Source organism: Brachyspira pilosicoli P43/6/78, from assembly GCF_000325665.1.
GTDB classification, from domain to species: domain Bacteria; phylum Spirochaetota; class Brachyspiria; order Brachyspirales; family Brachyspiraceae; genus Brachyspira; species Brachyspira pilosicoli.
Genome location: NC_019908.1, coordinates 2,308,878 through 2,332,110, shown reverse-complemented (window position 1 = coordinate 2,332,110; position 23,233 = coordinate 2,308,878). Strand labels below are relative to the sequence as shown.

Sequence of the window (23,233 nt, the reverse complement as noted above, 5' to 3'; positions counted from 1 at the left end):
ACTTTTATAAATTAATGCAAAGGAAAAACAAATGTTCAAAAAAATAATTACTGCTATTTTATTAATACTATTAATCATATCATGTTCAAAAAAAGAAATAATTACAAATAATGAAATTGTTATAAATCTTGCTCCTGAACCTCTAACTATGGACCCTACTTTAAACACAGATAATCTCACTATGATATATATTCTTCATGCTTTTGAGGGGCTTACAAAAAAAGATGCCAATAATAAAATAATAGGCGGAGTTGCTGAAACATGGGATATTAATAAAGAAGGAAATATTTATACTTTTCATTTGAGAACCAATGCTAAATGGAGCGACGGTAAAGAAGTTAAAGCAGAGGACTTTGTTTATACTTGGAGGCGTGCTGTTGATCCAAAAACTGCCAATAAATACAGCTATTATTTTGAAGTGATAAAAAATGCAAAAGAAGTTATAAGCGGTGAAAAGACTGTAGAAGAGCTTGGAGTTAAAGCAATAGATGATTATACATTTGAAGTAGAATTAAATAGCCCTACTGCATATTTTTTAGAGCTTGCTGCTTATCCTCCTTTTTATCCCGTTCGAGAAGATATAATAAATGAATATGGTGATAAATGGACTCTAAAGCCTGCAACATATATTGGAAATGGTGCTTTTAAAATGACTGAAAGAAATTTCGATAAAAGCATAATATTAGAAAGAAATACCAACTATTGGAATAATGAAAACACAAAGCCTAATAAATTAACTTTTCTTTTAATGGAAGAGCCTAATACTTCTCTTGCTGGTGTGCTTAATAATTCAATTCATTTTGCAAAGCCTTTTCCTAGAAACGATATTGAAAGCCTAAAGCAAAAAGGAATAGTTCATATTGTACCAGTGGCTGCATCATATTATTACAGATTTAATCTAAACAAAGAAGTTTTAAAAGATGAAAATGTAAGAAAAGCTATATCTTTAGCCATTGACAGAGACTATATAGTAAAATCAATTACAAGATGCGGAGAGCGACCTGCAGGAAGTTTAGTTCCTTATGGTATTAATGACATAGACGGAGATTTCAGAACTAAAGGAGGAGAATATATAATATCTTCAAACTATCAGAAAAACATAGAAGAAGCTAAAAAATTATTATCTCAAGCAGGATACGAAAACGGCAGAAATTTTCCTGTAATTGATTTGCTTATAGCTACAAGGGAGTTTGATATAAATATAGCCGATGCTGTTCAGAGTATGCTTAAAGAGAATTTAAACATTGATGTAAGAATAGTTAAGCATGAATGGGCTTCTTATCTTCAAAATATGTATGACAGAAACTTTGATTTGGCTGTTTATCTATGGTATGCCGATTATAATGACCCTATAAACTTTTTAAACATTTTTAAAAGTAATGCTCCTAACAATTACGGTTCATATTCAAACAAGGCTTTTGATGATTATATAGACATAGCCTCCACAAACAAAAATAATGATATAAGAATGCCTGCCCTTCATTCAGCAGAAAATATTTTTATGAATGACAATGCTATAATACCAATATATTTTTATTCTGAAGCATTATTAGTTTCACCAAAATTAAAAGGAGTAGAATACGATTCTCAGGGGTTATACAGATTTTTTAATGCTTATTTAGAGTAGTTTGATTATATTAAACGCACGCTTAGCTGATTTTATATATAATAAAAATAATATTAATTAATCAACTTATATTAAAAATTTCGTTTACCGTGCGTTAAAGAAATTTTTATTTTTGTGGTGGCTTTGCCACCTGCGAAGCGTGCCCGTATGGTAAAAACACCACTTCTTTTATTGGTATAAAAGAAGCAAAATAACTGCATTTAATAAAGTATAGCTTTTTATATATAACAAAATATAAATATTATTTTAGTTTTATATATTCCAAACATATAAAACTATACTACTCGCACTTTTTGGTTCTTGGCGAAGCCCGCCTGTGGTGTGCTGCGGGAAAAAGAACAATAAAAAATTCTATATAACCTTTGATGCAATAAAAAAGTGCAAACCTTAAATTAAGATATGCACTTTAATGTTTTTATTTATTTTTTAGTATTTTTTCTTTATAGAAGGAAGCTCATCATAAATCTCTTTGAATAAATACTCAAAGAAATCATTATCATATTTATTGATATCTTCTATAAATATCATATCTTTAGCATTTTCATAAGGCGGCTTTAATATATAATCTTTTATTAAAGTTTTTGCCTTATCAGTAGCCTTTATGAAAAGATGATTATCACATACATAAGCTATTATTTTTTTCTTATAATAGATTATGTATTCACCCATCATCTGTTTATAATTAATATTATCTAAAGAATCTAGTTTATTTAATACTATATTAAGAAATTCTTTAGATGATGGCATTAATTAACCTTTTCTATCTTGTCGAAACCAGTAAACGGTCTTAAAGCATCTGGAATTATTACGCTTCCGTCTGCCTGCTGATAATTTTCAAGTATAGCTATCCAAGTTCTTCCAACAGCAATACCAGAACCATTTAATGTGTGTACTAATTCAGTTTTGCCGTTTCTTCTAGTTCTCATCTGCATTCTTCTTGCCTGATAATCCCAACAGTTACTTACGCTTGAAATTTCTCTATACATGTTTTGTGAAGGAAGCCAAACTTCTATATCAAAAGTTTTGTATGCAGCATTTCCTATATCTCCAGAAGAAAGAACAACCACTCTGTATGGAAGCTCTAATGCCTGTAAAATACTTTCAGCATCTTTAAGCATTTTCTCATGCTCTTCTTTAGACTTGTCAGCAGCACATATTTTTACGAGTTCAACTTTGTCAAATTGGTGCTGTCTTATTAAACCTCTCATATCCTTACCATAAGAACCAGCCTCAGAACGGAAACATGGTGTATAAGCAGTACAATATAATGGAAGCATATTCTCTGGTATAATCTCTTCTCTGTATATGTTTGTAAGAGGAACTTCTGCAGTAGGTATGAGGTATAAAGCAGGGTCATCTGTAGTTTTAAATAAATCCTCTTCAAACTTTGGAAGCTGACCAGTACCTGTCATAGTTCTGCCATTAACAAGCATAGGAGGCACATATTCTGTATAACCATGCTCGCTTGTATGTTTCTTAAGCATAAAGTTAATCAATGCTCTCTCTAATGCCGCTCCTTTTCCTTTCATAAGTGAAAAACGAGTTCTAGCCATTCTTACAGCTCTTTCAATGTCAAGTATATCAAGCCCTACAGCTATATCCACATGGTCTTTTACTTCAAAATCAAACTTGCGAGGCTCTCCCCATCTTATTATTTCTTTGTTTGCTTTCTCATCATCACCATCAGGTACATCTTCAGAAAGCATATTTGGCAAATAAAGTATTTCGTTATTAACTGCCTCTTCTAATTCTGCTAATTTTTCTTCTTTTTTATTTAAGGATTCAGTAAATGTTTTCATCTCTTCTTTTATTTTTTCTGCCTCTTCTTTTTTGCCGGCTTTCATACATTCACCGACTTTTTTTGAAGATTCATTTTTTTTAGCTCTGTCTTGCTCTACTTCTTTTAAAAGGTCTAATCTCTCATGTTCTAAAGCTTTTAATTTGTCAAGAGAAACTTTACTCCTTCTCTTTCTTAAATTCTCTTCTACTAATTCAATGTTCTCTCTTATTAATTTTACATCTATCATAATAAAAATCCTTAAATAAAAATTTATGTTAATTATACTACTATTTTAAAAATAGTAAAATGTTTATTATTAATATTGTAAAAATTTTATTTAAATATTGACAAGCCTAGATATTTTGTTAGAATATACTAACAAATGAGGAGAATATTTAATAATGATAGATTTAATAGCAATACCCATAATAATACTAATAGCAATAATTATAATGTTTTTTTCATTAAGAAAGAAAATAGTAAAGAAAGAATGTAACTGTTCTGGAGAATCTAAGAAATGCTGCTATAAGAGAAACAAAAACGTATAAAATGTATAATTACAATTATTTAAGAGTTTTAGCAATATAGATATAGTAGGTATAGGTATATATCTGTTTATAATTATAACAAATATGCCTTTATATTAATTTTCAATAATTTTTCATTCAAATAAACCATACCGCCGTTATGTATATAAATATTCAAAACTAACTATTCTTCAATTTTATTTATAAATAAAAAATAATAAAAAAATTATTTTTTGTCTATGAATATTTATTTCAGTTATAAAATTTCTATACTATTAACTATGAAATATTAATATTTTTTTAATGGAGGATAATAATATGGATTTAAAGAACTCAAAAACTAGTGAAAATTTAAAGACGGCATTTATTGGAGAGGCAATGGCAAGATGCAAATATATATACTATGCTGAAAAAGCAAGAGAAGATGGAATGGAGAGTTTAGCATTAGCTTTTGAGAAGGCATCGAGAAATGAACAGGAACATGGAAAATTATGGTTTGAGCGTTATCATGGAATATTATCGAAAGAAGAAAATCTACAAGATGCAATTGCAGGAGAGACTTATGAATCTACAGAAATGTATTTAAACTTTGCAAAAACTGCAAAAGAAGAGGGATTTAATGACATAGCAATACTATTTGAGCATGTAGCAAAAATAGAAGAAGGTCATAAAAAGATGTTTGAAAGTTTTTTAGGTGATAAAGGTAAAGAGGCACCAAAATGGCAATGTCAAAAATGCGGATATATACACACAGAGAGTAAAGCACCAAAAAGATGCCCTGTATGCGAACAATATAGAGTTGGCGGAATAAATTAATAATAAATAATTACAAATTAAATTTATGGGGGTTATATATTATGTATACTAAAAAATCAGAATTTTTAGCAGAAATAATTGGCTCTATGTTTATAGCATTATTCGGATGCGGAGTTGTAGCATCTGTAGTTGTAGGAAACAATGGTGCTCCTATAAACATACATATTGCTTGGGGGCTTGCTGTAACATTTGGTATATATGCTTCCGGAAAAATAAGTGGGGCACATTTAAATCCTGCTGTTACTTTGGCATTAGCTGTTACAGGAAGATTTCAATGGTCTAAAGTTTGGTATTATATAGTAGCACAGATGATAGGCTTTTTTATAGGGGCTGCTATAGTATTTGCTGTTTATTATGGAAAATGGATAGAAGTTGATCCTAATTTTGAAAACACTGCGGGAGTTTTTGCAACTTTTCCAGCAGTTCCTGGTTTTTTATATGGATTTATAGACCAAGTTGTAGGAACATTTATATTGATATTTTTAATACTTACTACAGGAGATGCCAATAATACGCCAGCAGGTGCAAATTTAGGACCTATAATAGTAGGACTTATAATAGTTGCTATAGGTACATCATTTGGATTTATGCATGGTTATGCTATTAATCCTGCACGTGATTTAGGACCTAGACTTTTTGCAGTTTTAGTAGGTTTTAAAAATAACGGACTTACAGACGGCAGTAATGTTTGGATAGTTCCAATAATAGGACCTATAGTAGGAGGAATATTTGGAGCTATTGTTTATGATGTTACAATAGGAAATATATTTTCTAAAAAATAATAATTTTAAATAATTTATAAAAGGAGATTCATTATTATGTCAAAATATGTAGTTGCGATAGACCAAGGAACCACTAGCAGCAGAGCAATAGTATTTGATTATGAACAAAACATGGTATCAGTTGCTCAAAAAGAGTTTACACAAATTTATCCGCATGAAGGCTGGGTTGAACATAATGCTTCTGAAATATGGGCTACACAGTTTGGGGTATTACAGGAAGCTATACAAATTGCAGGAGTAAAACCAGAAGAAATAGCTGCAATTGGCATCACTAATCAAAGAGAAACTACAGTTGTTTGGGATAAGAACACAGGAGAGCCTATTTATAATGCTATAGTTTGGCAATGCAGAAGAACTGCTCCTATTTGTGATGAACTTAAGAAAAAAGGTCTTGATACATATATAAGAGAAAATACAGGTTTAGTTGTTGATGCTTATTTCTCAGGCACTAAAATTAAATGGATACTTGATAATGTTCCTGGTGCTAGAGAGAAGGCTAATAAAGGTGAATTATTATTCGGTACAATAGACACTTGGCTAGTATGGAAACTTACAGGCGGAAAGGTGCATGTTACAGATTATACTAATGCCTCAAGGACTATGATATATAACATAAAAGACTTAAAATGGGACGAGAATATTTTAAGAGAATTAGATATACCTATTAGTATGCTTCCAGAAGTAAAAGACTCTTCATGCGTTTACGGATATGCTAATATTAACGGAAAAGAAGTTCCTATAGCAGGAATAGCAGGAGACCAACAATCTGCATTATTCGGACAGGCTGGATTTAATAAGGGAGATACAAAAAATACTTATGGTACAGGAAGTTTTATTTTAATGAATATTGGAGAAAACTTCATTTTAAGTAAAAATGGACTAATCACCACTATAGGAATTGGATATAAAGGAAAAATTGAATATGCTTTAGAAGGTTCTGTATTTATAGCTGGTGCTGTTATACAGTGGGTACGTGATGAATTAAGACTTCTTCATGATGCAAAAGACACTGAATATTTTGCTACCAAAGTAAAAGATACAAACGGAGTTTATTTGGTGCCTGCATTTGTTGGGCTTGGTGCTCCTTACTGGGACATGTATGCTAGGGGTTGTTTGGTTGGTATTACAAGGGGTGTTAATAGAAGCCATATAATAAGAGCTGCAGAAGAGGCTATTGCTTATCAAAGTAAAGATGTAATTGATGCTATGGTAGCAGACAGTAAAGTAAAACTCTCTTCATTAAAGGTAGACGGCGGAGCTTGCAGAGATAATTTCTTGATGCAGTTTCAAGCTGATATTATTCACACAAAAGTGCTTCGTCCTCAAATTACAGAAACTACTGCTTTGGGTGCTGCTTATTTGGCAGGTCTTGCTGTAGGATTCTGGAAGGATAAAGATGAAATATCTAATAAGTGGAAATTAGAAAGAGAGTTTACTCCTTCACTTTCTGAAGAGGAAAGCAATAAAAAATATATGGGCTGGAAAAAGGCTGTTGAAAGAGCTAAAGGCTGGGCTTTATAATTTTTTATTATTTTATTTGCATATTTAGTAATAAATATGCAAATAATAATCATTTTTATTAATTATATTTTTTATTAATATGATTATTTATTAATTAATAGAGGAAATATATATTATGTATGATGTATTGATTATAGGTGCTGGTGTATCTGGTACTTCTGCGGCACGCGAGCTTTCAAGATATAAAGCTAATATATGTGTTGTTGAGAGAGGTGAAGATGTTTGCTCTGGTACTTCAAAATCTAATAGCGGAATAGTGCATGCTGGGTTTGATGCTGCTAATGGTTCACTTATGGCTAAGCTAAATGTATTAGGAAATAAGATGATGAAAAAAATAGCAGAAGACCTTGATGTGCCTTTCAAACAAAATGGTTCATTGGTAGTTTGTACTAATGAAGAGGATATGCCTAATTTACAGGCTATATATGAAAGAGGAATAAAAAATGGAGTTGAAGGACTTCAGATATTAAACAGAGAAGAGGTTCATAAAAAAGAGCCTAACTTAAATGATAATGTATGTGCGGCATTGTATGCTCCTACTGGAGGAATAGTTGATCCTTTTATATTAAATATTGCTTATGCTGAAAATGCCCATGCTAATGGAGTAGAGTTTAAGTTTTACACTGAAGTAATTAATATAAAAAAACTCTCTGACGGCACTTTTGAAGTAGAAACTAATAATGGCACTATAAAAGCAAAATATATTGTAAATGCGGCAGGTGTTTATGCTGATAAGTTTCATAATATGATGAGTAAAAATAAAATACATATAACTCCTAGAAGAGGCGATTATATTTTGTTAGACAAAGAAGTTGATAATCTTGTTACTTCTACAATATTTGCTCTTCCTACAAAACTAGGTAAAGGTATTTTAGTTACTCCTACAGCTCATGGCAATATAATGCTTGGACCTACTGCAATTGATATAGAAGATAAAGAGGGATTAAACACTACTGCTGAAGGACTTGCACAAATTATAGAGAAATCAAAAATGACAGTAAAAAATATTCCTTACAATAAAGTTATTACTTCTTTCTGCGGGCTTCGTCCTCATGAGGATAATCATGAGTTTATTATAAAAGAGATTGAAGACTGCGAAGGATTTTTTGACTGTGCTGGAATAGAATCTCCTGGACTTGTTTCTTCTCCTGCTATAGGAGTGATGGTTGCTGATATAGTAAGTAAAAAAGGAAACTTCGAGAAGAAAGAAAACTTTATAGAAAAGAGAAAAGGAATAACTCATTTTAATGCTCTTTCTAATAAAGAGAAAAATAAACTTATAAAAGAAAATCCTTTATATGGGCATATTATTTGCAGATGCGAGAAAGTAACAGAAGGTGAAATAGTAGAAGCTATAAAAAGCCCTATAGGAGCTAAATCTATTGACGGAGTTAAAAGGCGTGTACGTGCTGGACTTGGAAGATGCCAGGGAGGATTCTGTTCTCCTAAGATAATAGAGATATTAGCTAGAGAACTTAATGTTTCACCTATAACTATTACAAAATGCGGTAAAGGTTCTGAAATAGTTATTGGTTATGACAAGGAAACTTTTTAATAATTAGTATTTTGTATAATATAGTTTGATACTAATTTTATACTTGCACTTTCGCCGCGAGGCGTACTTCGTATGGTTCTTTTGACGAAGTCCGCACAGCGACCAACGGGAGTGCCTGTGGGTGCGAAGGCGGGAAAAAGAACAACAAAAAATTAATAAACTTAAAAATTTTTTGTATATAAAAAAATAAAAAATAAATGGAGTAAAAATGGAATCTTATGATGTTGTTGTTATAGGCGGAGGACCTGCCGGACTTGCCGCTGCCATTTCTGCTAAAGAAAATGGAATAGATAATTTACTTATGTTGGAAAGAGATGCCGTACTTGGAGGCATACTCAATCAATGCATACATAATGGTTTTGGACTTCATAGATTTGGTGAAGAGCTTACAGGACCTGAATATGCTTATAGATTTATAGAAAAAGTTTATAATTTAAATATCAATTATAAACTTAATACTATGGTTTTGGATATTGTACTCAATAATGACAAAACTAAAAAAATTACTTATATAAATAAAGAAGAAGGTTTAGTTGAAATTAATGCCAAAGCTGTAATACTTGCTATGGGCTGCCGTGAGCGTTCAAGAGGAGCTTTGAATATACCAGGATTTAGACCTGCGGGGATATTTTCTGCCGGTGCTGCTCAGCATTTAGTTAATATTGAAGGCTATATGCCTGGTAAAGAAGTTGTTATACTTGGTTCTGGTGATATAGGGCTTATTATGGCTAGGAGAATGACTTTTGAAGGAGCTAAAGTAAAAGTAGTAGCTGAGATACTTCCATTCTCTGGAGGACTTAAAAGAAATATTGTTCAATGTTTGGACGATTTTGGAATTCCTCTTAAACTTAGTCATACAGTTGTTGATATTAAAGGAAAAGAGAGGCTTGAAGGCGTTACTATAGCTAAAGTTGATGAGAATATGAAGCCTATTAAAGGCACTGAAGAATATTATTCTTGCGATACTTTACTTTTATCTGTTGGGCTTATTCCTGAAAATGAGCTTTCAAAAGAGATTGGTATTGAGATTAATCCTATCACTTCTGGAGCTATAGTTAATGAGAGTTTAGAAACTAATATTGACGGAGTATTCTCTTGCGGAAATGTTCTTCATGTTCATGACTTAGTGGATTTTGTATCTGAAGAGGCTGAAACTGCTGGAAGAAGTGCTGCTTCTTATGTTCTTAAAAACAAAAGGAGAGATGACAGTAACTCTATTTCTTTAAAAGGCTCTAGTGGAGTAAGATATACTGTTCCTTCTATGATTAATATTGATAATGTAGATGATCATGTTATGGTAAGATTTAGAGTAAGCAATATATTTCAAAATAAATTCTTAAATGTTTATTTTGACAGTGAGAGAGTAATACATAAAAAGCATTTGATATTTGCTCCTGGCGAAATGGAAACTGTAAAACTTGATAAATCTATGCTTTCAAAAGAAGGCTTAAAAAATATTGAGTTTAAAATAGAAGATAATTAAAGTTTTAAATAACAATTTTTATCATATATAATAAAAGCATTAAAAATATCAAAAAGAGGTTATTTATATATGAGTAAAACTATAAGATTGATTTATCCGCAGTGGCAGGGCGGTATTATTTCTCATTGGATACCTGAACTAAAGCCTGAAGATTCTTCAAGAGGTTATTATCTTGGGTCAAAATTACTAAGCATACTTGCTCCTCAAAATGATAATCATAAAACTTTAGAAGTTCCTGTTTCTTTAGATATAAAAAATAGAGAAATAAAAAATGGTATTATGGATTATGATTTTATAGTATCTCAAACTAAAAATGCATTAGATATTTTAAATAAAAATAATCCTGATAAAATAATAACTTTCGGAGGAGAGTGTTCTGTTAGTGTAGTGCCTTTCACATATCTAAATAAAAAATATGATAATAATGTTGCTTTAATTTGGATAGATGCTCACCCTGATATTACTTTGCCTGAAGATAATACTTATGCTGGATATCATGCTATGGCTGTTAGTGCTTGTATGGGTAATGTTGATAAAAATATAAGCTCTATACTTCCAAGCAAAATTTCATCTGATAGAATATTATTTGTAGGGCTTAGAGATTGGGAAAGAGATGATATAAAAAAACGTCAAGAAGAATACGGCATACCTCATTTTTCTCATGAAGAAGCTTCAAGCGAAAATATAATAAATTGGCTTAAAAAATCTAATGCTTCTAAGGTTTTGATACATTTTGATTTAGATGTGCTTGACCCTAATGAAATAATAGCTGCTGTCGGCGTTTCTCCAAATGGAATGAAGATAAACGAAACAGTAAGAATAATAAATGATATTGCCAAAGAAAGGGAAATTGTTGGCTTTACTATAGCAGAACATATGCCAAGAATTGAAATAATGCTTAAAAATATGATGGAAGATTTAGACTTATTTAAGTAACTATAAAATAACATAGAAAAATAATTTAAAAAATATATAAGGAAGTAATTAATTATGGAAAAAAAAGAATTAACTTGTATATGCTGTCCTATGGGCTGTGCTTTGTCTGTAGAATTAGAAGGAAGTAATGTTTTAACTGTAAAAGGAAATACTTGCAAAAGAGGCGACACTTATGCTAGAGATGAAGTTGTGCGTCCTGTAAGAATGGTTACTTCTATAGTAAAAGTAAAAAACGGACAATTAAAAATGCTTCCTGTAAAAACTAAAGAGCCTATAGACAAATCAAAAATTAAAGAATGTCTTGAGGCTTTAAAAAATATAGAAGTTCAAGCACCTATTCATATAGGAGATATTGTTGTTAAAAATGTTGTTGGGGTTGATATAGTTGCTTCTAGAAATATTGAAATTAAAAAATAATTTTTTATTAATATATATTTGACTTTTATTATTTTATCAATATAATGATTTCGTTTTATTAGTTTATAAAGTTGTAATAAGATAAAAATTGTATATACTATAAAGAATAAAAAGTAAAAAAGTTGGATAGCAATTAGTGAAAAAAATATTTACAAACATACCGCATGCAGTAAAAGAAATAGCTAGAATCTTACACATAGAAGGTTTCAAATGTTTCCTTGTAGGAGGTGCCGTTAGAGACTCTATAATGGGAATAACACCTCATGAATACGACATCACCACAGATGCAAAACCAGAAGATGTGCAGAGAATGTTTAAATACACCGTTCCAACAGGTATAAAACATGGAACTGTATTAGTAATAATAGAAGACATGCATGTAGAAATAACTACTTTTAGAAGCGACGGAAACTATAGCGATGGAAGACACCCAGATAAAGTAGAATATGCATCTAGTATAGAAGAAGATTTGCCTAGAAGAGATTTAACCATTAATGCTATGGCATATAATGTATTAGACGGCACACTTATAGATATGTTTGACGGAATGAAAGATATAAAAAGAAAAATTGTGCGTTCTGTTGGAAATCCTTATGAAAGATTTAGCGAAGATGGTCTTAGAATAATGAGGGCTATTAGATTTGCTACAAAGCTTAATTTTGATATAGAAAAAGAAACTTTTGAAGCTATATGTCATTCTACAGGTATGCTTGCTTCTATTGCATCTGAAAGAATAAGAGAAGAGTTTAATGGAATACTCTTATCAAATAACCCTTTTAGAGGTATAGAACTTCTTAGAAAAACAGGAGTTCTTCCTTTAATTATGCCGGAGCTAATGCAGGGCTTTGGTGTTAATCAAAATAAATTTCATAAATATGACGTTTATTATCATATACTTCATACTATACAGGCTGTAGAACCATTAGAAAATGACCAATTAACTTTATTAGTGAGACTTGCTGCATTATTCCATGATATTGCTAAGCCTATGGTTCAAAAGAAAGTATCAAAGCAAGATGACCCTGTTTATTATAATCATGAGGTTGTTGGTTCTTCTGTTGCTAAAAAAATAATGAAAAGATTAAAATATTCTAATGCTGAAATAGAGTTTGTTACACTTTTGGTAAGACAGCATATGTTTTATTATCAAGATGAGTGGACTGACGGAGCTGTTAGAAGGTTTATGCGTGCGGTGGGCGTTGAAAATATTAAGCCTTTATTAAAATTGAGAGAAGCTGACAGAATTGGAAGCGGTAATAGAAAAGATAAAGAAAGCAAGGCTATACCAAAACTTTTAGCTAGAATAGATAAAATTATAGAAGCAGAAAATGCTATTACTGTAAAAGATTTAAAAATTGACGGAAATGATTTAATTAGAGAGTTTAATTTGAAGCAAGGCCCTATGATAGGTAAAATACTTAATTATCTCTTAGATTTAATATTAGATGAACCTGATTTAAATGAAAAAGACATTTTAATAGAGAAAACTAGAATTTTTTTAGAAAGCAATAATATTAATAATGAGGCTTAGCTATGTATTTGATAGGAGATATTGGAAATACTAGAATAAAATCAGCTATATTTGATGATGACCATAATCCAATATATTTTAATGCTAATGAACATAATGCTTTGGGGCTATTTAAAACTTTAAGAGAGATAAAAGAAAATTTTGACGGAAAAATTGATAAAGTTTTTTACAGCAGTGTATCTTTTAAAGTAAATGATATGTTTGTTTCATCAGTTAAAGACATATTAAAAAAAGATGTATATAGAGTTACACACAAAGATATACAATTAAAAGACAATATGTATGAACCAAAAGATGCAGTTGGTATAGATAGAATACTCTCAACCTATGCTTCAATATGTTTAGAAGGCTCTAATGAAGAAAATAAATATGCCTCTGTTGTCATAGATATGGGTACAGCTACTACAATAAGTGTTATGCTTTCAGATTTTGTATTTTTAGGCGGTATGATTATGCCAGGTACTAAAACTAGTTCCTTTGCATTATCAAGAAAAACTTCTCTGCCATATTTTCAAATAGGAGAAATTACAGACCTTCCAAATCCTATTAATAATAATGTTCAAGATGCATTAGTGGCAGGTTCTATTTATAACACAATAGGTGCTGTAAATTATAGTGCTTCAGAAATAAAAAAAGCAATAAAAGAAAAATATAACATAAAAAGTAAAATATTTCTTACAGGCGGTATATCAAATTTGAAATTATTAAAATGTAAAATATACCCATACTTGGTATTACAAGGTATATATTTCAACATGATAGATACTCATTATGGAAGAAAATAATTTTTATGTTATAATACCCGCTTATTATATATAAATATAATACCTTTTTTGTACTAAAATATTTCTTATTTGACAAAACACAAAAAACTGCTATACTTTAATATAGAATAATGTAAAAAGGAGTTTATATGACTAAAGGCCAAGTTACTATACAAAATGAAACAGGTCTTCATGCAAGACCAGGTAATGAATTTGTTACATTTATAAAAACTTTAACTAATTGTAAAGTAGAAATAGAAAATGAAGCAGGTAAAAAGGTTAATGCTTCATCACTTTTAAAAGTATTATCACTAGGTGTAAAGAAAGGTTCTGTTTTAACTGTATATTGTGACGGAGAAAATGAACAAGAAGCTTTAAAGAAAATAGAAGAGTTTTTAGCTAATTTAAAAGATTAATATTATTTGGAAATAACTTATGGAAAAAAGAATAACTGGTATTGGGGTATCTCCCGGTATAGCAATAGGTAAAATTTATATATTTAACCCTAAAAAAATAGAGCTTAATAAATGTCCATGTAAAGATCCAGAGAAAGAAAAAATCAAACTCCTTGAGGCTAGAAATAAAACTAAAGAACAGCTTGAAAAGATAAGAGAAATAGCATCTAAAAAAGTTTCTGCAGAAAAGGCTAGCATATTTGATGCACATATTACTTTACTTGAGGACGAGGATTTATTAGAGGAAGTAAATGGTATTATTACTGATGATAAAGTTTCTGCTGATTATGCTTTATCAAAAGGGATAGAAGTATACAAACAAATTTTATCTGAAGTGGAAGATGAATACTTAAGAGAAAGAGCTAATGATTTAACTGATATAGCAGAAAGATGGATAAGAAATATTAGAGGCGAGAAAATTTTAGATTTATCTGCACTTCCTGAAAACTCAATAGTTGTAGCAAGAGATTTGACACCATCAGACACTGCTAATTTAGATTTAGATAATACATTAGGTTTTATTACAGAAATAGGCGGACGTACTTCTCATACTTCTATTATGGCTAGATCATTAGAGATTCCTGCTGTTGTTGGTATTGGTGAAATAATAAAAGATATAAAAAACGAAGATATTATCATATTAAATGGTAATACTGGCGGAGTAATTATAAATCCAACTGAAAAATCTATAGAAGATTCAGAAAAACTAAAAGAAGAGTTTGACAAAAAAAGAGCTTTATTAAAAGAATATGCTCATAGAGATGCTATATCAAAAGACGGCACAAAAATAAGAGTTTATGCTAATATCGGTTCTCCTGCAGATTTAGGCGGTGTATTAAAAAACGGCGCTGATGGTATTGGGCTTTATAGAACAGAGTTTCTTTTTATGGAAAACACAAACTTCCCTACAGAAGAAGAGCAATTCAAAGCATATAAAGAAGTTGCTGAGGCTATGAGCGGACATACTGTTACAATAAGAACTATGGATATTGGCGGAGATAAATATTTGCCTTATTTGGAAATGCCAAAAGAAGAAAACCCTGCTTTAGGTTGGAGAGCTTTGAGAATATGTTTGGATAAGCCTGCTATTATTAAAACTCAATTTAGGGCTTTACTTAGAGCTTCTGCTTTCGGTAAAATAAAAGTTATGCTTCCTATGATTGTATCTATAGAAGAATTAAGAAAGGCTAAAAATATATTCAATGAATGTAAATTAGAACTAATGAAGGAAAATATAGCATTTAATGAAGCTTTAGAGCTTGGAATGATGATAGAAACTCCTTCTGTAGTATTTAGAGCTGAAGCTTTTGCTAGAGAATCTGATTTCTTCTCTATAGGTACAAATGACTTAACTCAATATACTTTAGCTTCTGATAGAGGTAATGAAAAAATTGCTTCTATATGTGACCCTTACAACCCTTCTGTGCTTATTGCTATAAAAATGGCTATAGATGGTGCTCATGCTAATGGTATTATAATATCAATGTGCGGAGAGCTTGCCGGTGATTTACTTGCTGTACCTTTGCTATTTGGTTTAGGACTTGATGTATTTTCTATGTCAGCTATATCTGTACCTGAAGTTAAGAAAATGATTATATCTTTAGACAAAAGCGAATGTGCTATGCTTGCTAGAAGAGTTCTAACTTTATCTACAGCAGAAGAAGTAAAAGCTGAACTGCTTAGATTCTTAGAAGTTCATGAAAGAGGCGAAACTATAAGTTATTAATAATTATTAGAAAAATAAAAAGGAGTTTCAATATTAATTGAAGCTCCTTTTTTTATTGTATTTATTAATTTATTTTAATAATATATTTCTATATTTAGGTTTAGTATTACTTATTACTTCCAAATAAGAATTAGTTTGTGCTGATGATTTTGAACTCCTTAAAATAGAACTACTGCTTGAATTAAATGTAATATTTACAGCAGTAGGAGTATTACCAACATATGTGTCATTATTTAATAATATAAGTGAATTATTATTCTGTTTACTTTTTAAAAGAGAAATGCTGCTAGTATCAATATTTCCTACAACAAGTTGGTCAAAAACTAATAAAGCACCAGGAAATAAAGGTATATATGTATTAGCATAAGTCTTATCAATCTTATTAATTTTAGCCCCTGAAACAAGACCATTATTAACATCTTCTATCCATTGAATAAGCAAACTATCCCAAGATGAAGAAATTGTATTTACTGTAGATAAAACTCTTCTATATGCATTAACTTCTTTTGAAGCAGCAATATTCTTAAATATATTATCATTATAACCGCTTTTAATATATAGCCAATTCATAAAAACAGAAGCAGAAGGATAATTAGCAAATACATTTATAGGCAAATCCCAAGTATAAAAACAATAATAATTTATACTATTAAATTCTCTATTTCTGCTATTAACTGTTGTTTTATTAAACAAAACAGAAGTAGATTCTGATAAAGCCTCATTAAGCCATACCTCAATATCTCTTCCATTTCCTAATACATTAACATTATAATTTATTAAGTGCTGCAATTCATGTAATATTGTTCCAGCCATATAATATGGATTATTATTAAGTCCGCCTAAATCCATATAAAGCATATCAGCATTATTACCCTGATCATCTATTAAATCAGCAGGGTTAAAATATCCATTAAGTATAGAACCATTTCCAGATTCAGGATTTAAATCTAAAAATAAAATAATAATCTTACCATTATTATCAACATCTGTATGATTGCCGTAAATTGATTTTTCTTTTGCATAATGTTTTTCAAATTCATTACAAACTAAATCTAAACTGCTGGAATTATAACTCTCATCTTTTTCTACATATACAATTAAGTTTTCTGTTTCTTTTGCGATAGTTGCTTTTATAAAATCTGAAGATAATCCGCTTCCAGATGAAGAAGATCTATATACAGAAAAGCCCTCAGTATCTGTAAGAAAAAATGGACTATAACAAGAAATTAAAATTGAACTGATGAGTGTTATAAAAATTAATTTGAAATTCATAATATAAAGTATATCCTAATCTTTATTTATATTTTAACTATTTATTAGCAAAAGTCAAGCTGAGCTAATATGTAAAAATCTTAAATAATAATTAAACTTTAAATATTATATTTTTTTGTTATAATAAATAAAATTAAAAATATAAAGGCGTTTATAATATGAATAAAAATGCAATAATATATTATTTTTCTGGTACAGGTAATACAGAAAAAATTGTAAATGAATATAAAAAAAATTTTGAAGAAAATAATATAAATATCACTATATATAAAGTTACAGACAATTTTGATAATTTACCAAATCCAAATGATTATGATTATGTAGGATTAGCCTACCCTATTCATGGTTTTAATGCTCCATATCCAATTTTTGATTTAATAAAATTATTTCCTCAAAGTAAAGATAAAAAAATCTTTATATTAAAAACTTCCGGAGAACCTCTATCAATAAACAACATTTCATCAGAACCTTTAATGGCTAGATTAAATAAAAAAGGCTATATACTTACGAATGAGTATCATTATGTTATGCCTTATAATTTGGTATTTAGACATACTGATGAGATGGCTTCAAAGATGTGGAAAGCTGCCAAACAATTATGTGCTATAGATTTAAAAGAGATATTAGAAAATAAACAAGTATTTCTTAAAAAATTTCCATTTGGAAGATTTATTGCTTTTCTTTTTAGAATAGAGCACCCTGCTATGAAAGTTAATGGCAACCTTTTTAAAGTAAAAAACATATGTACTCATTGTAATTTATGCGTAAAAAAATGCCCTGTTAACAATATTTATAATGATGATAATGGAAACATTAAGTTTAAAAATAAATGTGTTATGTGTGCAAGCTGTGCTTTTAGATGTCCAGTAGATGCAATCAATATAGGAATACTTACCGCTTGGAAAGTAAACGGACCTTATAAATTTGAAAACCCTCCAACAAATCAAAAAAGCAAACATGAAAACTATTGTAAAAAAGCTTATGATAGATATTTTAAAAATGCTGAAGAAAAAATAAAAAATAATGAATTATAAAAATACATAATAATTTCATAAAATAATTGACAATATCATCATACAAAATATAATAAAAATTAATATAAAAAAATAGGAGAATAAAAATTATGAAACATTTAACTTTATTACTCTTATCTGTTTTAATGATTGTATCAATCTCTTGCGGCGGAAATAAAGCAGATGAAGGAGCAATATATATTAATGTAGGTCCAGAGCCTAAAACTATAGACCCTGCATTAAACTCTACAGTAGATGGAAGCATATATATTCAGCATGCTTTTGAAGGTTTAGCTACTAGAGATAAAGATAATAAAATAATACCAGGCGTTGCAGAAAGCTGGGATATAAGTGAAGACGGTTTAACTTACACATTCCATATAAGAGAAAATGCTAAATGGTCTGACGGTAAAAAGATTACAGCTGAAGACTTTGTTTATTCTTGGCAGAGAGCTGTTGATCCAATTACAGCTTCTGAATATGCTTATCAATTTGAGCCTGTATTAAATGCTATGGATATTAATTCTGGAAAAAAACCTGTTACAGATTTGGGTATTAAAGCTATAGATGAAAACACTCTTGAAGTAAAATTAAATGCACCTACTGCTTATTTTTTAGAACTTGCTGCTTTTCCTACATTCTACCCTGTTAGAAAAGATATAATAGAAGAAAATAAAGATAATTGGACTCTTTCACCAGATACATATATAGGCAATGGTCCTTTCACTTTGGTAGAAAGAAGAACTGACGACAGACTTGTAATGATAAAAAACACTAATTATTGGAATAGTGAAAATATTGTACCAGAAAAATTAGTATTTATACTTATGCAAAATGGTACTGCTGCTGTAGCTGGTATAAAAGAAGGTTCTATACATTTTGGAAACAACCCTCCTCTTCAGGATATAGAAACATTACAAAGCGAAGGTTTAATGCATATATCACCATATTTAGGTACATATTATTATTGTATTAATATTACAAATAGTGTATTAAAAGATGTGAGAGTAAGAAAGGCTTTAACTTTGGCAATAGATAGAAATTATTTAGTAGAGCAAGTTACAAGAGGCGGACAGCTTCCTGCAAGTGCTTGGGTTCCTAGCGGTGTTAATGATGTTAATGGAGATTTTAGAGAAGTTGGAGGCGATTATTACGGCATAAAAACTGAAGATTATAAAAAGAATGTAGAAGAGGCAAAAAGATTGCTTGCTGAAGCTGGTTATCCTAATGGTGATGGATTTCCTGTAATAGAGTTCAAATCAAATTCTGGTGAACATATACAGATATTTGAGGCAGTGCAGCAGATGTGGAAAGAGAATTTAAACATAGATTCTACTATAGCTCAAGAAGAATGGGCTACTTTCCAAGATACTAGACAAAATAAAAACTATATGATTGCTCGCCATGGTTGGATAGCTGATTATAATGACCCTATGAGTTTTCTTGGGGTATTCTTAAGCTATAGCGTACAAAACAATGGCGGTTATTCTAATAAAAATTATGATGATAAACTAAAACTTGCTATGTCTACTATAGACCAAGATGTTAGAATGAAAGCTATGCATGAAGCAGAAGATATACTTATGAATGATATGGGTTTAATTCCTCTTTATTTCTATACTGACCCTATTATGATTAGCAAAAAATTATCTGGTGTAATATTTGACCCGCTTGGTGCTCATAAGTTTTATTATGCTAAATTAGCTAAATAAATTTTGTAAATAATAAAATATGCAAATAAAAAAGAATAGGAGTTATATTATAATTCCTATTCTTTATTTTTTATATTTATTTTTGTAAATAAAAAAGTTTAATATTCTATTAAAACATTAACAGGATATTTGCCTATATCTTTTCTTCCATTTAATTCTTTTAATTCTATTAAAAAAGAAGAACCAACTATATTGCCTCCAAGTCTTTCAACCATTTTCATCATAGCTAAAGCAGTTCCTCCTGTAGCAATTAAATCATCTACTATAAGCACATTAGCTCCTTTATTTATAGCATCTTCATGCATATATAAAGAGTCTGTACCATACTCTAATGCATATTCTTCTGATATAGTTTTGCAAGGCAATTTACCTTTCTTTCTAACAGGCACAAATCCGCAGTTTAATCTATAAGCCAAAGCAGAACCTATTAAAAATCCTCTGCTCTCAGCTCCTACTATATAATCTATTTTTTTATCTTCAACTTGCTTAGCCATAGCATCTATTGCAAACTTAAAAGCATCTTTATCTTTTAATAAGGTTGTGATATCTCTAAATAATATACCCTCTTTAGGATAATCTTGTATGTTTCTTATGTAATTTTTTAAATCCATAAATTACTCCTAATTGTTTTAAAACTCACAGCATATAATTATATTAAGTTTTATAAAAAAATCAATTAGAAAATAAAAAAACAAATTGTTTAGGAGCCACAGATATTCCTATTGCAATATAATTTAATTTTATGTTTAATATATTATCAATAAAAATATCATTAACGCACGGTAAACTAACTTTTAATGATAGGTTAAATTTGATTTTATCAATCAATTATATATCTAATATTTACTATGCGTGCGGTTTGTAGATTTTAAGTTTAAATAACTATGTCTGTATTATCTTGTAAATTGTATTTTATAATATTTAATATTTTTAAATCAAAAAATGATATATTGAGGTAATGAAAAGAATTATATATTTTACATTGATAAAATAAATCTCTATTATATGTTATATTCTTATTCTTATTTGTACTATCAATATTTTCAGCTTTTAATAATTTATCATATATTAAATATAAATAAATATTTTCTATCTTTAATTCATTTAATAAAACAGATATTATTCTTAAATAAGCCCCAAAATATTGATCTGAAAATTTTGTTAATTTATCATCATGAATATCTTTTTTTAGTTCTATTATATGCAAATCTAAATTATTATTTTTATTTTTTCTTATGATAACAGCATCAGCACATTTTTTTATTTTTAAATGGTTAAATTTCTTTTCTCCTTCTATATCTTTTGAACATATAGATTTATATCTTAATTTAATATTTATTTCCATTTCAGAATTTTTATCTTTAATATTAAAAATATCATCTTTATTTAATAAAATAAATTTTCACATGTTATTATCAATAATATCATAAAGTTGTTCAAAATTTTCCATAACAATTAAATACCTTTTTAAATATTCTCAGTAATTTCATCATATTCATTTGAAGCTTCATTGATATAATCATGGAAAGTTTCTATATAAAAACCTGTTTCTTTATTTCCTTTTAATGGTATTATATTTGTTGTATTATCTTTATCTCTATTAAATTGATATATTCTTATTTTTTCAATATCTATAATATCATTTTCAGTGTAGGAATATTTTTTTAATAAATTATCTTTTTTATCTTTATCATTTATAAAATTAAGTTTGATCATATTATTTATATGTTCTAAAATAGTATCACTATGAGTTGATATCATAAGATTTATATTTTTATTTACCAAATTAATAATTATTCTAGCCATTTGTTTTTGAAGTTTAAGATGCAAAGACATTTCAGGTTCTTCAATAAAAAAAGTTCCTATATTTTTACCATATTTTAAAAATAAATATAATGGTGCTGTTTCTGTAATTACTGCCGAGTTTAAATACATTGGTATTTTTAAATCTGTATTATTAGGGTTATAATAATATCCTCCCGTTTCAGAATTAACTTCTATTTTTCCTTGAATCATATTATGAAATATTTCTATTATATTTGCATATCCTTCATTCGCTTTATACTCTTTTGATAAATCAATTAAATTATTTATAAAATCGATTATAGTTTTTTGAAACATTGTTTTTTCATTTCTAAATGTTTTTGGTGTTAGATTAGTATTATCATAAGATATTGTAAATTTTGATATTATTGATTGTCTAGCTAATTCTCTATAGGATAAGAAAAAACCAGTCCTTGAAGTTGGTAAAAAATTAGTTTTTTTATCATTACTTAATGAATATTTTATTAAATCAATATATATCATAATTAAAAAATCTTTAATGTTATCAATTATTGTTTCTCCATTTTTTGAATATATACCAAAATGTTTTTTACTAATTATATTTAAAGCAAATTCATTTATAAATAATATAATAAAATCATCAAAAGAGAAAGATAGATTTATATAATCTAAATTAATATAAGTATTTTCAGTATTAAATATTAATTGTAGTATTTTTTCTTTGAATTTGTTTAATAGTAAATTTAGTAAATTATTAATTGATTTTAAATCTTCTTTAGATAATATACTTTTATTGTCTAATTCTTTTTTTATTAAATTTATTTCATGAATATTTAAATATTTATCTGATAAATTTACTATATCAGTATAATTTTGCTCATTATATTTTACATTATTTATTATAATTGTTTCTATTTGTCTATATTCTTCTAAGCCATTCAAAAATTCTTCATCTTGAAATAAAATATTTAAAATTTCTTCTGAATAATTTGCAAATCCATATATTAGTGTCATCAAATAACTTTTACCGCTATTATTATCGCCTATAAATAAAACTAAATCGGAAAGTTCTATTTCTGCTTCTTTAATCTTTCCAAAATTTTTTACTGTGAGTTTTGAATATGACATTATTTTATTCCTTAAATAATAAATTATTTAAAATTATTATATCATATTTTTTAACAAAACAGTTAATAAAATAATAAATTTAATTAAAGCTTGGTCGGGTACTGAAATTTCTTAATTGGCTATAAAGATAGTTAATATAAAAATTCAAAATATATTTATAAAGAATAAAGAGTATGGTATGTAATTAAATTTTTAAAATTTAAATTAGACTTGCCAACCATATAGGCTTTTTATTTTTTAATTAGTCTTTTTGCAACTTTTGACAAAGTATGATTTAAATTATGATATTTCTGTATTATAATTTAATAAATTAATGAATACTTAGTCAATACCTTTTGTTCCCGTGCAAAATTAAAATTATTCATAAATATTTTTTCTATGACCAATATACAAAAATAATTAA

At 28.6% G+C, this 23,233-nt stretch carries 21 protein-coding genes; 15 read left to right on the top strand and 6 right to left on the bottom strand.

Features of this window, described 5'->3' with window-relative positions; genetic code table 11:
- Window positions 1–31 precede the first annotated feature (31 nt).
- Window positions 32–1,627, top strand: a complete 1,596-nt coding sequence (locus BPP43_RS10475) for a peptide ABC transporter substrate-binding protein (protein WP_015274911.1) — start codon at window positions 32–34, stop codon at window positions 1,625–1,627.
- Window positions 1,628–2,053: 426 nt separating this feature from the next.
- On the opposite strand, the gene BPP43_RS10470 is transcribed toward BPP43_RS10475, so the two are convergent.
- Together BPP43_RS10470 and serS are read right to left on the bottom strand one after the other, a co-directional pair.
- Window positions 2,054–2,374 (bottom strand): TfoX/Sxy family protein, encoded by a 321-nt coding sequence (locus tag BPP43_RS10470; protein ID WP_015274910.1) that lies wholly within the window; start codon window positions 2,372–2,374, stop codon window positions 2,054–2,056.
- Window positions 2,374–3,654, bottom strand: coding sequence for a serine--tRNA ligase (serS, locus tag BPP43_RS10465; RefSeq protein ID WP_013243749.1), 1,281 nt, complete (start codon window positions 3,652–3,654; stop codon window positions 2,374–2,376). The genes BPP43_RS10470 and serS overlap by 1 nt, the downstream gene beginning before the upstream one ends.
- Window positions 3,655–3,808: 154 nt before the next feature.
- On the opposite strand from serS, the gene BPP43_RS11725 reads away from it, so the two are divergent.
- From BPP43_RS11725 to ptsP, 12 genes are all read left to right on the top strand, one after another.
- Window positions 3,809–3,955, top strand: coding sequence for a hypothetical protein (locus BPP43_RS11725; RefSeq protein WP_015274909.1), 147 nt, complete (start codon window positions 3,809–3,811; stop codon window positions 3,953–3,955).
- Window positions 3,956–4,252: 297 nt separating this feature from the next.
- A complete protein-coding gene (locus tag BPP43_RS10460) occupies window positions 4,253–4,750 on the top strand; it encodes a rubrerythrin family protein (RefSeq protein ID WP_014933721.1) in 498 nt (165 codons plus the stop codon).
- 41 nt (window positions 4,751–4,791) lie between these two features.
- Window positions 4,792–5,532 (top strand): MIP/aquaporin family protein, encoded by a 741-nt coding sequence (locus BPP43_RS10455; RefSeq protein ID WP_015274908.1) that lies wholly within the window; start codon window positions 4,792–4,794, stop codon window positions 5,530–5,532.
- A gap of 36 nt (window positions 5,533–5,568) precedes the next feature.
- Window positions 5,569–7,053 carry a glycerol kinase GlpK gene (glpK, locus tag BPP43_RS10450; RefSeq protein ID WP_013243752.1) on the top strand — a complete coding sequence of 495 codons (1,485 nt, stop codon included), beginning with the start codon at window positions 5,569–5,571 and terminating at the stop codon, window positions 7,051–7,053.
- Between the two features lie 115 nt (window positions 7,054–7,168).
- Complete coding sequence (locus BPP43_RS10445; RefSeq protein ID WP_015274907.1) at window positions 7,169–8,608, top strand: NAD(P)/FAD-dependent oxidoreductase; 1,440 nt, start codon at window positions 7,169–7,171, stop codon at window positions 8,606–8,608.
- 208 nt (window positions 8,609–8,816) lie between these two features.
- Window positions 8,817–10,091 carry an NAD(P)/FAD-dependent oxidoreductase gene (locus tag BPP43_RS10440; protein ID WP_015274906.1) on the top strand — a complete coding sequence of 425 codons (1,275 nt, stop codon included), beginning with the start codon at window positions 8,817–8,819 and terminating at the stop codon, window positions 10,089–10,091.
- 69 nt (window positions 10,092–10,160) lie between these two features.
- Window positions 10,161–11,027: an arginase family protein gene (locus BPP43_RS10435; RefSeq protein ID WP_015274905.1), complete on the top strand. Its 867-nt coding sequence runs from the start codon at window positions 10,161–10,163 to the stop codon at window positions 11,025–11,027.
- 54 nt (window positions 11,028–11,081) lie between these two features.
- A complete protein-coding gene (locus tag BPP43_RS10430) occupies window positions 11,082–11,444 on the top strand; it encodes a DUF1667 domain-containing protein (RefSeq protein ID WP_013243756.1) in 363 nt (120 codons plus the stop codon).
- A 136-nt stretch (window positions 11,445–11,580) separates the two neighbouring features.
- Entirely contained in the window at window positions 11,581–12,975 is a 1,395-nt protein-coding gene (locus tag BPP43_RS10425; protein ID WP_013243757.1) for a CCA tRNA nucleotidyltransferase, read from the top strand.
- A 2-nt stretch (window positions 12,976–12,977) separates the two neighbouring features.
- On the top strand, window positions 12,978–13,760 hold the full coding sequence (locus tag BPP43_RS10420) for a type III pantothenate kinase (protein WP_013243758.1): 783 nt from the start codon (window positions 12,978–12,980) through the stop codon (window positions 13,758–13,760).
- Window positions 13,761–13,888: 128 nt separating this feature from the next.
- A complete protein-coding gene (locus BPP43_RS10415; RefSeq protein WP_013243759.1) occupies window positions 13,889–14,155 on the top strand; it encodes an HPr family phosphocarrier protein in 267 nt (88 codons plus the stop codon).
- A 19-nt stretch (window positions 14,156–14,174) separates the two neighbouring features.
- A complete protein-coding gene (ptsP, locus tag BPP43_RS10410; protein ID WP_013243760.1) occupies window positions 14,175–15,920 on the top strand; it encodes a phosphoenolpyruvate--protein phosphotransferase in 1,746 nt (581 codons plus the stop codon).
- A 69-nt stretch (window positions 15,921–15,989) separates the two neighbouring features.
- On the opposite strand, the gene BPP43_RS10405 is transcribed toward ptsP, so the two are convergent.
- Complete coding sequence (locus tag BPP43_RS10405; RefSeq protein ID WP_015274904.1) at window positions 15,990–17,192, bottom strand: hypothetical protein; 1,203 nt, start codon at window positions 17,190–17,192, stop codon at window positions 15,990–15,992.
- Between the two features lie 158 nt (window positions 17,193–17,350).
- Here BPP43_RS10405 and BPP43_RS10400 point away from each other — a divergent pair, with 158 nt between their 5' ends.
- On the top strand, window positions 17,351–18,226 hold the full coding sequence (locus BPP43_RS10400) for an EFR1 family ferrodoxin (RefSeq protein WP_015274903.1): 876 nt from the start codon (window positions 17,351–17,353) through the stop codon (window positions 18,224–18,226).
- Between the two features lie 89 nt (window positions 18,227–18,315).
- Window positions 18,316–19,917 carry a peptide ABC transporter substrate-binding protein gene (locus tag BPP43_RS10395; RefSeq protein WP_015274902.1) on the top strand — a complete coding sequence of 534 codons (1,602 nt, stop codon included), beginning with the start codon at window positions 18,316–18,318 and terminating at the stop codon, window positions 19,915–19,917.
- Window positions 19,918–20,015: 98 nt separating this feature from the next.
- Here BPP43_RS10395 and BPP43_RS10390 read toward each other — a convergent pair whose 3' ends face one another.
- The 3 genes from BPP43_RS10390 to BPP43_RS10380 all read right to left on the bottom strand — a co-directional run bounded on the left by BPP43_RS10390 (window position 20,016) and on the right by BPP43_RS10380 (window position 22,830).
- Window positions 20,016–20,528 carry an adenine phosphoribosyltransferase gene (locus BPP43_RS10390; RefSeq protein WP_013243764.1) on the bottom strand — a complete coding sequence of 171 codons (513 nt, stop codon included), beginning with the start codon at window positions 20,526–20,528 and terminating at the stop codon, window positions 20,016–20,018.
- Window positions 20,529–20,791: 263 nt separating this feature from the next.
- Complete coding sequence (locus tag BPP43_RS10385) at window positions 20,792–21,262, bottom strand: hypothetical protein (protein ID WP_015274901.1); 471 nt, start codon at window positions 21,260–21,262, stop codon at window positions 20,792–20,794.
- Window positions 21,263–21,384: 122 nt separating this feature from the next.
- Window positions 21,385–22,830, bottom strand: a complete 1,446-nt coding sequence (locus BPP43_RS10380) for an AAA family ATPase (RefSeq protein WP_015274900.1) — start codon at window positions 22,828–22,830, stop codon at window positions 21,385–21,387.
- Between the last annotated feature and the right edge of the window lie 403 nt (window positions 22,831–23,233).

Excerpts from the sequence above, each read along its gene's own strand:
- BPP43_RS10470 (WP_015274910.1), bottom strand. The coding sequence starts at position 2,374 with ATGCCATCATCTAAAGAATTTCTTAATATAGTATTAAATAAACTAGAT.
- BPP43_RS10380 (WP_015274900.1), bottom strand. The coding sequence starts at position 22,830 with ATGTCATATTCAAAACTCACAGTAAAAAATTTTGGAAAGATTAAAGAA.
- BPP43_RS10385 (WP_015274901.1), bottom strand. The coding sequence starts at position 21,262 with ATGGAAATAAATATTAAATTAAGATATAAATCTATATGTTCAAAAGAT.
- BPP43_RS10445 (WP_015274907.1), top strand. The coding sequence starts at position 7,169 with ATGTATGATGTATTGATTATAGGTGCTGGTGTATCTGGTACTTCTGCG.
- BPP43_RS10430 (WP_013243756.1), top strand. The coding sequence starts at position 11,082 with ATGGAAAAAAAAGAATTAACTTGTATATGCTGTCCTATGGGCTGTGCT.
- BPP43_RS11725 (WP_015274909.1), top strand. The coding sequence starts at position 3,809 with ATGATAGATTTAATAGCAATACCCATAATAATACTAATAGCAATAATT.
- BPP43_RS10460 (WP_014933721.1), top strand. The coding sequence starts at position 4,253 with ATGGATTTAAAGAACTCAAAAACTAGTGAAAATTTAAAGACGGCATTT.
- serS (WP_013243749.1), bottom strand. The coding sequence starts at position 3,654 with ATGATAGATGTAAAATTAATAAGAGAGAACATTGAATTAGTAGAAGAG.
- BPP43_RS10420 (WP_013243758.1), top strand. The coding sequence starts at position 12,978 with ATGTATTTGATAGGAGATATTGGAAATACTAGAATAAAATCAGCTATA.
- glpK (WP_013243752.1), top strand. The coding sequence starts at position 5,569 with ATGTCAAAATATGTAGTTGCGATAGACCAAGGAACCACTAGCAGCAGA.
- ptsP (WP_013243760.1), top strand. The coding sequence starts at position 14,175 with ATGGAAAAAAGAATAACTGGTATTGGGGTATCTCCCGGTATAGCAATA.
- BPP43_RS10440 (WP_015274906.1), top strand. The coding sequence starts at position 8,817 with ATGGAATCTTATGATGTTGTTGTTATAGGCGGAGGACCTGCCGGACTT.
- BPP43_RS10405 (WP_015274904.1), bottom strand. The coding sequence starts at position 17,192 with ATGAATTTCAAATTAATTTTTATAACACTCATCAGTTCAATTTTAATT.
- BPP43_RS10390 (WP_013243764.1), bottom strand. The coding sequence starts at position 20,528 with ATGGATTTAAAAAATTACATAAGAAACATACAAGATTATCCTAAAGAG.
- BPP43_RS10395 (WP_015274902.1), top strand. The coding sequence starts at position 18,316 with ATGAAACATTTAACTTTATTACTCTTATCTGTTTTAATGATTGTATCA.
- BPP43_RS10400 (WP_015274903.1), top strand. The coding sequence starts at position 17,351 with ATGAATAAAAATGCAATAATATATTATTTTTCTGGTACAGGTAATACA.
- BPP43_RS10475 (WP_015274911.1), top strand. The coding sequence starts at position 32 with ATGTTCAAAAAAATAATTACTGCTATTTTATTAATACTATTAATCATA.
- BPP43_RS10455 (WP_015274908.1), top strand. The coding sequence starts at position 4,792 with ATGTATACTAAAAAATCAGAATTTTTAGCAGAAATAATTGGCTCTATG.
- BPP43_RS10435 (WP_015274905.1), top strand. The coding sequence starts at position 10,161 with ATGAGTAAAACTATAAGATTGATTTATCCGCAGTGGCAGGGCGGTATT.
- BPP43_RS10415 (WP_013243759.1), top strand. The coding sequence starts at position 13,889 with ATGACTAAAGGCCAAGTTACTATACAAAATGAAACAGGTCTTCATGCA.